Annotated in this window: 9 protein-coding genes; 6 read left to right on the forward strand and 3 right to left on the reverse strand. The window is 63.7% G+C overall.

The features are described 5' to 3' along the window. Together F3J24_RS09140 and F3J24_RS09145 are read left to right on the forward strand one after the other, a co-directional pair. Positions 1-2,961 (forward strand): c-type cytochrome, encoded by a 2,961-nt coding sequence (locus F3J24_RS09140; RefSeq protein WP_370527725.1) that lies wholly within the window; start codon positions 1-3, stop codon positions 2,959-2,961. Between the two features lie 341 nt (positions 2,962-3,302). After that, entirely contained in the window at positions 3,303-4,619 is a 1,317-nt protein-coding gene (locus F3J24_RS09145) for an MFS transporter (protein ID WP_167004988.1), read from the forward strand. Positions 4,620-4,701: 82 nt separating this feature from the next. On the opposite strand, the gene F3J24_RS09150 is transcribed toward F3J24_RS09145, so the two are convergent. Next, positions 4,702-5,169 carry a MarR family winged helix-turn-helix transcriptional regulator gene (locus tag F3J24_RS09150; RefSeq protein WP_043376850.1) on the reverse strand — a complete coding sequence of 156 codons (468 nt, stop codon included), beginning with the start codon at positions 5,167-5,169 and terminating at the stop codon, positions 4,702-4,704. A 270-nt stretch (positions 5,170-5,439) separates the two neighbouring features. Here F3J24_RS09150 and F3J24_RS09155 point away from each other — a divergent pair, with 270 nt between their 5' ends. The 4 genes from F3J24_RS09155 (at position 5,440) to F3J24_RS09170 (ending at position 11,829) form a co-directional block, all read left to right on the forward strand. After that, positions 5,440-7,605 (forward strand): formate dehydrogenase subunit gamma, encoded by a 2,166-nt coding sequence (locus F3J24_RS09155; protein WP_167004991.1) that lies wholly within the window; start codon positions 5,440-5,442, stop codon positions 7,603-7,605. 10 nt (positions 7,606-7,615) lie between these two features. After that, positions 7,616-10,531: a formate dehydrogenase subunit alpha gene (gene fdhF, locus F3J24_RS09160; protein ID WP_167004994.1), complete on the forward strand. Its 2,916-nt coding sequence runs from the start codon at positions 7,616-7,618 to the stop codon at positions 10,529-10,531. Continuing rightward, positions 10,531-10,770 (forward strand): formate dehydrogenase subunit delta, encoded by a 240-nt coding sequence (locus F3J24_RS09165; protein WP_167004997.1) that lies wholly within the window; start codon positions 10,531-10,533, stop codon positions 10,768-10,770. The genes fdhF and F3J24_RS09165 overlap by 1 nt, the downstream gene beginning before the upstream one ends. 129 nt (positions 10,771-10,899) lie before the next feature. Next, the gene (locus F3J24_RS09170; RefSeq protein WP_205244661.1) at positions 10,900-11,829 is read left to right on the forward strand and encodes a DMT family transporter; all 930 of its coding nucleotides are present in this window, start codon (positions 10,900-10,902) and stop codon (positions 11,827-11,829) included. 17 nt (positions 11,830-11,846) lie between these two features. On the opposite strand, the gene F3J24_RS09175 is transcribed toward F3J24_RS09170, so the two are convergent. Together F3J24_RS09175 and F3J24_RS09180 are read right to left on the reverse strand one after the other, a co-directional pair. Beyond that, entirely contained in the window at positions 11,847-12,170 is a 324-nt protein-coding gene (locus F3J24_RS09175) for a hypothetical protein (RefSeq protein ID WP_167005000.1), read from the reverse strand. Between the two features lie 3 nt (positions 12,171-12,173). Then, positions 12,174-12,713, reverse strand: a complete 540-nt coding sequence (locus F3J24_RS09180; protein WP_167005002.1) for a CbrC family protein — start codon at positions 12,711-12,713, stop codon at positions 12,174-12,176. Between the last annotated feature and the right edge of the window lie 3 nt (positions 12,714-12,716).

Genomic DNA, 12,716 nt, shown 5'->3' on the forward strand with positions numbered 1-12,716 from the left:
ATGGCCGACAACACTCTCGCCCTGCCTTCCGACCTGCTGCATGGCCTGGCGCTGCGCCCGCCCGTCGCGGCCTGGGACGGGCTGCGCTACCAAGGCAGCGTGCCCGTCCATGCGCGGCTGGACCAGGCGCAGGCGATGTCCGGCGTGGTGGCCGTCGTGCAGCGCGAGCATTTTCTGGGCGTGGTTGCCGTAGCGCCCGTCCATGCACGGCAGGCGCTTGCCAGCCTGGTGCCTGTATGGAAGGACGGGCAGGCGGCCTTGCTGGCTCGCCCTGTCACTCATTCATCCGGATCGCACGAGTCGATCGATACCGGCCGCTATGTCTGGCGCATGGCTGGTGCGAGCGCCGGTTCCGGCACGGCACGCGTGGCCGCGTGGTGCCTGGACGGTCATATCAGCCTCTGGCTGCCGTCGTGCGAAGCCGACGTACGCCAGATGATCGGCCGTGAATTGGTCGCGCTGCTTCAGTGCCAGGAATCCGCGCTGCGGCTGTTCAGCGTGCCGGCCATGGGCTCTGGCAGCGTGCATCCACTGGACCTCATGGATGCGGCCGCCGATGCGGCACTGCTGTCCCATGCCGTGGGCCGGCCTGTCAGCGTGGCCTGCGAGGCCGGGGCTGCGGGGGCCGGCGACAGCCGCGAGTTGGTGCTGCGTGTGGATGCGCAGACGTCGCAGGCACTTGAAGCCGGCACGATGGTGCAGGTCCATGAAGGCAATGCACCGCCGCAGCCCGAGCTGCTGCTGTCCGACACGCCCTGGGCCGTGCGACCCAGCATGGCGCGCATGCTGAGCCAGCCCGGCTTGACGCGAGCCGCCGCTCTGGCCACCGTGCTCGATGCCGGCGAAGTGCGCGAGCGCAAGGTGGTGGCCAGCCTGCGGCATGCCGGTGTCGACGATCTGAATGCCGCCCAGGTCTTTGCCCGTGAAAGCCATTGGCATGAGCAGGCCTTGGGCCTGGGGCAAGACCCTCTGCAATGGCGCCTGCAGCATCTGCCCGAAGGCCCGGTGCGCAATCTCGCGCAGCAGGTGGCTGAGCGTGCGCAGGTATCACCGCAAGACGACATTCCGCAAGACACCGATGGCCGCCTGCTGGGTCGAGGCTTTGCCACTGCCCAGTTGCAGACTCTGGATGCTCAGGGCGTCGACCTGCATGCCTGGAGCGCCTGGGTGGCCGAGGTGGCCGTGCATCCGCTCACCGGCGAGATTGAGGTGACCCGTGTGGTGGCCGGCCATGACAGTCGCAGTCTGCATGCGGCTCAGGCGGCCAGTACGCGGCCCGAAATCGTGCAGCAGGACCCGCAGTTGCTGGCCGATGCGCGCAGGTTGCTGGGCACGGCTCCCGCTTTCGACGACTGGACTGGTTCCGGCGCTTCCGCTACTGGTTTCGATGTGATCGCCAAGCCAAGTTCCGATCTGGCGCAGCATGCGCGCGGCGATGTCGGACCCATTTGCCAGGGTGGTCTGGCGCTGGACGGGGTGGCCACGCTGCCCGCCGCCGCCGCCATTGCCAACGCCATCCACCATGCAACGGGCGTGCGCCTGCGCGAAGTGCCCTTTCGGCCTGAACAACTGCGCCTGGCGCTGGCCGGCGAGGGCGCGGGCAAATCATCCATTGCAAAGTCCGGTCGTGGCTGGGGCTGGCTGGCGGCAGGTGCCGCGGGCCTTGCCGGCATGGCTGCCATGGCTTGGCCGCTGAAGCCGGCCCTGCCGCTGACGGACGGGCCAGACGTCTCCCTTTATTCGCCCCAGGCCCTGGAGCGCGGCCGCCTGGTGGCTGCCGCGGGTGACTGTGTGGTCTGCCATACGGCGCCGGGTGGTGCCTCCAATGCGGGAGGCTTGGGGCTGGAGACGCCGTTCGGCACCATCTACTCCACCAACATCACGCCCGACAACGAAACTGGCATCGGCCGCTGGTCTTATGCGGCCTTCGAGCGCGCCATGCGCCACGGCATCCACCAGGATGGACGTCAGCTGTATCCGGCATTCCCGTACACGGCCTTCGCCAAGCTCAGCGAGGGTGACCTGCAGGCCCTATATGGCTACCTGATGTCCCAGCCCGCCGTGAAGGCCAAGGCCCCCGAGACGCAACTGGCCTTTCCCTACAACCTGCGCCCGGCCATGGCCGGCTGGAATCTGCTGTTTCACGACGCCACGCCCTTCAAGGCCGACCCCGCGCGCAGCTCCGAATGGAACCGGGGTGCCTATTTGGTCGAAGGCGCGGGCCATTGCGCCGCCTGCCACTCGCCGCGCAATGCGTTGGGGGCCGAAAAGAGCGGCATCCGCTATCTGGGCGGCGGCGAGGCCGAAGGCTGGAGCGCCCCTGCGCTCAACCAGCTGGCCGGCGGCAAGCTGCCCTGGAGTCGCGAAGAGCTGTACCAGTACCTGCGCACGGGCTTCTCGGCCTGCCATGGCGTGGCGGCGGGGCCCATGGCGCCCGTCATTCACGGCTTGGCCCAGTTGCCTGAAGCCGATGTGCGCGCTATGGCCACGTATCTGATGGAACTGCCGGGCCAGACCGCACAGGATGCGCAGACCGCACCGGGCCAGGCCGCGCCCGTCGCTCCTCTGACTACAACGGTGGCCGCCCCCGTGGCCGCGTCGGCCCCGGAGATGGCGCGTCAGGTCAACGGCGAGCGCATCTACCAGAACGCTTGCGCGGTCTGCCATGAGGCGGGCAGCGGGCCCACGCTGTTCGGCGTCAAGCCTCTGCTGGCCCTGAACACCAACCTGCATGCCGCAAGCCCGGACAACCTGCTCCAGGTCATCCTGAACGGCATCCAGACACCCGCCGACGATGCGCTGGGCTATATGCCCGGCTTCAGGGACAGCCTGGACGACAGGCAGATTGCGGACCTGATCGGATATTTGCGTCAACGATTTGCACCGGAGGAAAAAGCTTGGCCAGACGATACGAAGACGATTAAGCGGCTGCGAGCGCAGGTGCAGGCGCATGCGCCCTAGGGGCTGCGGCGGGCGGCGGCATGGGCGGTGCCGCGGATATGGATCTCTTGCCCTGGAATCTCTCCAGGGGCCGGGTCCGGACATCTGATGCTGGGGACAGGGGATGGACAGCCACGGACGGGCTATCGCTATGCCGACCGTACGGAATGTGCCCATCGCCTGGATGCAGATACCGACATCTGGAATCTATTTCATCGGTCCATGGAAATGGCGCCGAGGGAGTGGTTCGCTCTGGATGTGTGATGGGTGGAAAGCAATGCACGAAGAGGCCGAGGCCGAATGGCGGTGCTTGCGAGAAAGACAGATTCAACAATTGCGATGACTAAAAAAGGAGTCCCTGCATGTCATCTACATATATTTCAGTGGAAAAAGGCATCCAGACTGCGGGTGTGGGCAAGTTTCAGTACCGGCTGTTCGTGATCTTCGGCCTGGTCTGGCTGGCGGACGCCATGCAGGTGCTGTCCATTGGTTTCAGTGCGCCATCCATTGCCAAGACTTTCGGCAAGACCGTGCCCGAGGCGCTGCAGACCGGCACCTTCTTCTTCATCGGCATGCTGATCGGTGCCTTCGTCTTCGGCAGACTGGCAGACCGCATAGGCCGCCGTCCGGTGCTGATGATGGCCGTGGTGATCGACGCCTTTGCGGGAGTTGCTTCGGCCTTTGCGCCCGATTTCGCCTGGCTGCTGGTGCTTCGCTTCATCACTGGCATTGGCGTGGGCGGCACGTTGCCCGTGGACTACACCATGATGGCCGAGTTCCTGCCCAGCGACCGCCGTGGCCGCTGGCTGGTGCTGTTGGAGTCGTTCTGGGCTGTGGGTACCATCTTCCTGGCCATCCTGGCGCTGGTAGCCGTATATTGGGGCGAGGATGCCTGGCGCGTGATCTTTTTCGTGACCGGACTGCCGGCGCTGATCGGCGTGGTGCTGCGCTTCTACATCCCCGAATCGCCCATGTACCTGAACCGTAACGGCAAGTCCGAAGAGGCGCGCAAGGTGCTGCAACGGGTGGCCAAGGTCAACGGAAACACGGTCGACATTCCGGCCCTGCAGCCTGAAAAGCAGGAGCGCAAGTCTCTCTTCTCCCTGTTCTCGCAGGATCTGCGCCGTCGCAGCTTCTCGCTGTTCCTGGCCTGGGCGCTGATCTCCATCGCCTACTACGGCGTCTTTGTCTACCTGCCCGTCAAGCTCAGCAGCGAAGGCTTTGCCTTCATGCGTGGCCAGGTCTTCCTGGTGGTGCTGGCACTGGTGCAACTGCCCGGTTTTGCGCTGTCGGCCTACGGTGTGGAGCGCTGGGGCCGCAAGCCCACGCTGATCGGCTTCCTGCTGCTGAGCGCCGTGGGCTGCATGCTCTACAGCCTGGGCTCCTCGCCCTTCGTGGTGATTGGATCGACGCTGCTGATGAGCTTCTCGCTACTGGGTACCTGGGGCGCGTTGTATGCCTTCACGCCCGAGGTCTACCCGACCGACCTGCGTGCCAGCGGCATGGGCATGGCAGGTGCTGTGGCGCGTTTCGGCGGCCTGTTCGCCCCAGCCATCATCGCGCCCCTCATGGCCACTCATTTCACCATGGCCCTGGCCGTGCTGTCGGCGATGCTGGTCGGTGGTGCGCTGTCGATCTGGGCTGTGGACGTGGAGTCGCGCAACCGGGCGCTGGATTGATGACGGTCTGAGCGGCCGGCTCAGCAAAAAGGCCAGAAGGATTGCTCCTTCTGGCCTTTGCTTTTTTGGGGGCTGCAGCAACTCATTCGGAGTCGCTGCCTTCCAGCATTTTTCTGAGCAGGAAATCCAGCGCCAGACGCTCCGCGGGATTGAGCTTTCCGTAGGTGCTTTCGGTGATCTGCTTGGCAAAGGGCTCCATGTCGTGCACCAGATCCTGACCGGCTTCAGTGAGGTTGATGACGACCTTGCGCCGGTCCGTGCGGTCATGCTCCACATGTACCAGTTCGCGCTGCTTGAGCCGGTCCACCACGCCGCGTATGGTGGCCTGATCTATCACCGTGGCCTTGACGATGTCGGCGAGAGAGCTGCCTTTGTTGTCACGCACGGAGCACAGCACCACGAATTGTGCTGCCGTAAGCTGAGAGTCGGGAATGTACTGCTGGAAAAGCGCGGCATGCCTTTGATAAACGCGTCGCAGCAGGTGGCCGATCTGGTCCGAAAAGTGATAGCCATCTTGTGGCGTCAGGGCTGATGGCGGCTGCTGAATCATGGTTCGTGTGAGCTTACCAAAAATCACGCCAATTACCGTGATTTGCGGCAAGCCCGGTGCATGGACGAGACGCTGCGAAACTGCGTCAACGGAGAGCATCGGAGCTTGCAGGTAGATCGGCGCAGGGTGTCGGCTCATTTGCGCATTGAATGGCGCAATCAGGAATATGAATTTGACGGCTTGCCGCTCAGGGCTTGAAATGGCAGACGAGACAAAGCGCCTGCGGAGCATACCGCGCTGCTTCCACAATGAAAGCCAGTTGGGACACCCATGCCAGCCATTCAAGGGAAGATCATTCCCATCGCCTTAGACGGAGCCGCCAGTGCCGGTTCCGCACTCGGTGGCCATGAGCGCGAAGCTCTCGAGCATGCCATTGCCGACCATTCATCGCGCCCTGGCTCTCTGATCGAGCTGCTGCACTCCCTGCAAAATGCGCTGGGCTTTATCCCGCGCGCTGCCGTGCCCGCCATTGCCGAGGCCCTGAATCTTTCGCGTGCAGAGGTCCATGGTGTTGTCAGTTATTACCCGCATTTGCGCGAGCAGCCGCATGGCAGGGCACTGATCCAGATCTGTCGGGCCGAAGCCTGCAAGTCGCGCGGTGCCGATGCATTGTTCGCTCATGCGCAAGCGACACTGGGCTGCCAAGCCCATGGCACGAGCGCCGATGGCAGCGTGACGCTGGAGCCTGTCTACTGCCTGGGGCTGTGCGCCCAGTCGCCGGCCGTGATGGTCGACGAGAGCGAAGTCCATGCACGCATGACTGCGGACCGGTTCGACGCCTTGCTGGCAGAAATACAGAAAAATCAGCTTGAAACCAAGGAGGATAAAGCGCAGGCAGCTCTCGAAAATGAAGCCGTCGATGCTGTACGCATCTATGTGCCGCGCGATGCCGCGGCCCTGGCCATGGGCGCGGATGTGGTGGCCGAAGCGCTGCAGCGCGAGTGCGCGACGCGAGGCCTGACGGTGGAGTTGGTGCGTAATGGCTCGCGCGGCTTGCTGTGGCTGGAGACCCTGGTCGAAGTCGAGACTGCGCTGGGCCGCGTGGCCTACGGCCCGGTTCAGGCGGCTGACGTGCCGGGTCTGCTGGACGCCGGCATGCTGCAGGGCCAGCCCCATGCGCTATGCCATGGGCTGACCGAACAGATGCCTTATCTGGCACGGCAGGAGCGCCTGACTTTTGCGCGCGTGGGCATCATCGATCCGCTGAGTCTGCGGGACTATGAGGCCCAGGGCGGCTGGCAAGGCCTCAGGGCCGCTACGGCCATGGCGCCCGAAGCCATCGTCCAGCAGGTGCTGGATTCTGGCCTGCGCGGTCGTGGCGGGGCGGCATTTCCGGCGGGGGTCAAATGGAAGACCGTGGCGGCTGCAGAAAGTGCGGGAACAAGGCCGCAGAAGTACATTGCCTGCAATGCCGATGAAGGCGATTCGGGCACGTTCGCCGACCGTCTGCTGATGGAGGGCGACCCGTTCTGCCTGATCGAGGGCATGGCGATCGCTGGTCTGGCCGTGGGAGCGACGCAGGGCTATATCTATGTGCGCAGCGAATATCCGCATGCGATTGCGGTGCTGAACGAGGCGATTGAACGTGCCAGTGCAGCGGGTTGGCTGGGTGGCAATGTGGCCGGCAGCGGCAAGGCGTTCCAGCTGCAGGTGCGAAAGGGTGCGGGCAGCTATGTCTGCGGCGAAGAGACCGCCATGCTGGAGAGCATCGAAGGCAGGCGCGGCATTGTGCGTGCCAAACCTCCGTTGCCCGCGATCGAAGGCCTGTTCGGCAAGCCCACGGTCATCAACAATGTGATCACGCTGGCGACTGTGCCCATCATCCTGGCCAGGGGCGCGGCCTTCTATCAGGGCTATGGCATGGGCCGCTCGCGCGGCACGCTGCCGTTCCAGCTGGCGGGCAATATCGCGCATGGCGGCTTGGTGGAAAAGGCTTTCGGCCTGACGTTGCGCGAGCTGGTGCAGGACTTTGGCGGCGGCACGGCCAGCGGCCGGCCCATCAAGGCCATTCAGGTGGGCGGCCCGCTGGGAAGCTATGTGGCACCCGAAGACTGGGATGATCCGCTGGACTACGAAGCCTATGCCGCCAAGGGCAATGTGGTCGGCCATGGCGGTCTGGTCGTGCATGACGATCAGGCGGATATGGCTCAACTGGCGCGCTATGCCATGGAGTTCTGCGCCATCGAGTCCTGCGGCAAATGCACGCCCTGTCGCATCGGCTCCACGCGAGGGGTGGAGGTGATAGACCGCATCACACGTCAAGGCGGCGCCGAGCATGCAGCTGATGTGGCGCTGCTCGAGAGCCTGTGCGACACCATGCAGCATGGCAGCCTGTGCGCCATGGGCGGCATGACCCCCTATCCGGTGCGCTCTGCGCTGCAGCACTATCCGCAGGACTTCGGTATCGAGTCCGTACAGACCGTGACCTCTGTCTGAGGAGAGATCCATGCTGGAACATTTGAAGAACACCGATTGCGGAACACCTGCCAGCCTGTCCGAGGAACTGGTCACGCTGCATATCGACGGCCGTGAGGTCACCGTGCCCAAGGGCACATCGCTGATGCGCGCCGCCGTCGATGGCGGCATCAAGGTGCCCAAGCTCTGTGCCACGGATTCGCTGGAGCCCTTTGGTTCCTGCCGGCTGTGTCTGGTGCAGATCGAGGGGCGCAAGGGCTTTCCTGCATCCTGCACCACGCCTGCCGAAGCAGGCATGAACGTGCGAACCCAGAGCCCGCAGCTGCAGGAGCTGCGCAAGGGCGTGATGGAGCTCTATATCTCCGATCACCCGCTCGACTGCCTGACCTGCTCGTCCAACGGCGACTGCGAGCTGCAGGACATGGCCGGAGTGGTCGGTCTGCGCGAGGTGCGCTATGGCATGGACGGAGCCAACCACTTCAAGGGCGAAGCCAAGGCGGCCGTCGATACCTCCAATCCCTATTTCAACTACGACCCCAGCAAGTGCATTGTCTGTAATCGCTGCGTGCGCGCCTGCGAGGAAACGCAGGGCACGTTTGCGCTGACGATCAGCGGACGCGGTTTCGAGTCGCGCATCACGGCAGGTCAGGGCGACGGCTTCATGGCCAGCGACTGCGTAAGCTGCGGCGCTTGCGTGCAGGCCTGCCCCACGGCCACCTTGCAGGAAAAGACCGTGGTCGAGCTGGGCCAGAGCGAGCACAGCGAGATCACCACCTGCGCATACTGCGGCGTGGGCTGCGGCTTCAAGGCCGAGATGAAGGGCGAGCAGGTGGTGCGCATGGTGCCCTGGAAGGACGGCAAGGCCAACGAAGGCCATGCCTGCGTCAAGGGGCGTTTTGCCTGGGGTTATGCCACGCACAAGGACCGCATCACCCAACCCATGATCCGCGCCAAGATCACCGACCCCTGGCGCGAAGTGAGCTGGGAGGAGGCGATAGGCCATGCGGCCAGCGAATTCCGCCGGATCCAGGCCAGGCATGGCCGGGACTCGATTGGCGGCATCACCTCGTCGCGCTGCACCAACGAGGAAACCTATCTGGTGCAGAAGCTGATCCGCGCCGCCTTCGGCAACAACAATGTCGATACCTGTGCGCGCGTCTGTCACTCGCCCACGGGCTATGGGCTGGGCCAGACCTATGGCACTTCGGCAGGCACGCAGACCTTCAAGTCGGTCGAGCATTCCGATGTGATCATGGTGATCGGAGCCAATCCCACTGCGGCGCATCCGGTGTTCGGCTCGCGCATGAAAAAGCGGCTGCGTGGCGATGCACGGCGTGCCGGCGCTGGCCTGATCGTGATCGACCCGCGCGAGATCGAGCTCGTCAACTCGCCCCATATCAAGGCCGACTATCACCTGCAGCTGAGGCCCGGCACCAACGTGGCCATGATCACGGCGCTGGCCCATGTGATCGTCACCGAAGGCTGGCTGGCCGATGCCTATATCGACGAGCGCTGCGACGCCAAGTCCTTTGCGCAATGGAAGGAGTTCGTTGCCAGGCCGGAGAACTCGCCCGAGGCCACGGCCGACATCACCGGTGTGGCCCCCGAGCTGGTGCGTGGTGCGGCGCGGCTGTATGCATTGGGCAGTGCGGATCATCCGCAGGGAAGGCAGGTCAACTCCGCCATCTATTACGGCCTGGGCGTGACAGAACATGCGCAGGGCTCGACCATGGTCATGGGCATTGCCAATCTGGCTATGGCCACGGGCAATGTGGGGCGCGAAGGCGTGGGCGTGAATCCCTTGCGCGGGCAGAACAATGTCCAGGGCTCCTGCGACATGGGCAGCTTTCCGCATGAGCTGCCGGGCTATCGCCATATCTCGGACAGCATCACGCGCGCCGAGTTTGAAGGCGCCTGGGGCGTGAGGCTCAGTCCCGAGCCGGGCTTGCGCATTCCCAATATGTTCGAGGCCGCGCTGGAAGGCAGCTTTATGGGTCTGTACTGCGAGGGCGAGGACATCGTGCAGTCCGACCCGAACACTCAGCATGTGACGGCAGCGCTTTCGGCCATGGAATGCGTGGTGGTGCAGGACATCTTCCTCAATGAAACGGCCAAGTACGCCCATGTGTTCCTGCCCGGATCGTCCTTCATGGAGAAAGACGGCACGTTCACCAATGCAGAGCGTCGCATCTCGCGCGTGACCCGGCTCATGCAGCCGCTGGCCGGCTATGCCGACTGGGAGGTGACGCAGCTTTTGTCCAATGCGTTGGGCTATCCCATGAACTACGGTCATCCGCGCGAGATCATGGCCGAGATTGCGGCCCTGACCCCCACTTTTGCGGGCGTGAGCTACGAGAAGATCGAGCGCCTGGGCAGTGTGCAGTGGCCCTGCAATGAAGGCACCGAAGAGGCGGGAACGTCCATCATGCACAAGGAAAAATTCGTGCGCGGCAAGGGCCGCTTCATCATCACGCAGTACGTGGCCACCGATGAAAAGGTCACGCAGCGCTTCCCGCTGCTGCTGACCACGGGGCGCATCCTCTCGCAGTACAACGTGGGTGCGCAGACGCGGCGTACGGCCAACAGCCAGTGGCATGGCGAGGACAGGCTCGAGGTTCATCCGCATGACGCACAGGATCGCGGCATCCGCGATGGTGACTGGGTGGGCATTGAAAGCCGCTCCGGCCAGACGGTGTTGCGCGCCACGGTGACCGAGCGCATACAGCCCGGAGTGGTCTACACCACCTTCCATTTCCCCGAGTCGGGCGCGAATGTGATCACCACCGACAGTTCGGACTGGGCCACCAACTGTCCCGAGTACAAGGTGACGGCCGTGCAGGTGTTGCCCGTGGCTCAGCCTTCAAGCTGGCAGCAAGGCTACAGGCGTTTCAACGACCAGCAGCTCGGTCATCTGGCCGCGGCGCAGCTGGAAATGGGAGGTCAGTGATGGACGTGAACAACCTGATCCGCATGGCCAATCGCATAGCCGAGTTCTTCGAAGGCATGCCTGAGCATGACGAGGCGCTGGATGGTGTGGCCCAGCATATCCGGAAGTTCTGGGAGCCGCGCATGCGGCTTCGCATTCTGGCGGCCTTGAACGAGCCTTCCGAGGCCGCTCAGCTGCGGCCTCTGGTGCGCGATGCGTTGCAAAAGCATGCCGCGCTGCTGGAGCCTGTGCAGGCATAGCGCAGTGCGCCAGACAGCTGTGCCATGCATCCATCAGGAATGTGTTGCGGGTATATCGGGTCTTTAGATCCCTGATCTGAGCCGCTGCCCGCGATCGAATGGCTGCGGCTTTTTTTGTTGGCCATCTTCATGACTTCCGAATCCGTCAAAAGCTCTTTGATGAGTGCACATCTGCGTCTTCTGGGCATGGCCCTGATGTGGGGTGCTTCCTGGCCGGCAGGCCGCATTCTGGCGCTCAACATGCCGCCGCTGGCAGCATCGGCACTGCGCTTTTTGCTGGCCGCGACCCTGTTGCTGCCCTGGCTGTATTTCTCAGGCGGGATGGGCGCTCTCAGGCACTGGTCTGCCAAGACCTGGCTGGGCATGTTTGCCGCAGGCGCGACCGGGGTGTTCGGCTACGCCAGCTTTTTCCTCACCGGTCTGCAGCATCTGCCTGCGGGCAAGGCGGCGCTGCTCATCACGCTCAATCCGGTGGTCACGCTGGCCCTTGCCGTGTGGCTGTTCAAGGAACGCATCAATGCCACCATTGCCCTGGGCATGTTGCTGGCGGCCTGCGGCGCCGTGGTGGTCATCTCGCACGGCGATCCCATGCAATTGCTCAACGGAACGGTGGGGGTGGGCGAGATGCTGATTCTGGGCTGCGTGGCCTGCTGGGTTTGCTACACGCTGATCGGCCGCGCCATGCTGGCAGGCGTGGATGCACTGGCTGCAACTACCGTGACTTCCATTTTCGGCGCCTTGCTGCTGCTGGCCGTCAGCCTGGTTCTGGAAGGTCCGCAGGGGCTGGCTTCGGCGTTCCAGGCCAGTGGCACGGCCTGGGCCGCCATGGTCTTCATGGCCTATGGCTCCACGGCCCTGGCCTATGCCTGGTACTTCGCGGGCGTCAAATCGCTGGGTGCGGGCGCCGCCTCGGGCTATATCACGCTGGTGCCGGTGATCGGCGTGCTGCTTTCGGCCTTGCTGCTGGGAGAAAGCGTTGACGGCTCCATGCTGCTGGGTGGCGCCATGGCGGTGCTGGGCACGGCAGTGATGAACTGGGGGCGCCGAACGGGAGCCTGAAGCTGCTTGCGATCTGCTTAAAGCGGATCGTATCGCGCATATTTTGGGTTGAACCAGCGCAGATCCTGTTTACCCAGGGTGTGTAGATGAGCCTTGGCCTGCAGCAGCAGCGGCCGCTGCAAGTCCTTGAACTGCAAGGCGCGTGATTTACCTGCTGCCTCCAGGCGAAGCACACTGGCCTGCGCGCTGGTGTCGCTGTAGCTGCGCACCACCAGGCTCAGGCCGCCCAGCGTGAAGCGGTAGATGTCGTATTCGTAGTAGTACTCGTAAAAGCCCTCGGCATCGGGCTCACTGGCGTCGATATGGTGGCTGCATTCCACCTGCAGGCCATCTGTGCTCATGCTTTAGCTGCAATCGGTGTGCAGCCGGTGCGCGCCGCACTTCACGCAACGAAACAGGTAGCCGCCCACCGGATCACCGGTCTTGCTGATGGCCTGCAGATAGCGCTCTGGCATGTTGGCAATGTCGGCCTGCAACTCCTGCTCCAGCTGCTTGATTTCGATATGGTCGGTGTAGCCCACAAAGGCGCAGGGCTGATCGCAATGCACTAGCCATTGCTCCTGCTGCCAGCTGTGATAGCTGGGCGTGCGTTCGCAGACTTCCAGCAGCAGCATGCGATCGATGACGATGCTGTCAGGTTCGTCGGGATCGGCGCTCACGCCTTCAATGCCCAGGTAGTCGTTGAATTCACCCTCGTAGCGCTGGGCTGCGCTGCCGTCGGCAATGCACCAGGGGCAGAGATAGTCCGGCTCTTCGCGGCTGTAAAACGAGCTGTTGTACTTGAGCTCACGCGCTTGGCCGCAGCAGGAGCAGATACCGCTTTCGGCCACAAACAGATCCAGCGCATAGGCGTTGGGGCTGAGACGAAATTTCGGTAAATCCATGGA

Origin of the sequence: Comamonas sp. Tr-654, from assembly GCF_011752915.1 — a bacterium.
In the GTDB taxonomy this organism is placed as follows: Bacteria; Pseudomonadota; Gammaproteobacteria; order Burkholderiales; family Burkholderiaceae_C; genus Comamonas.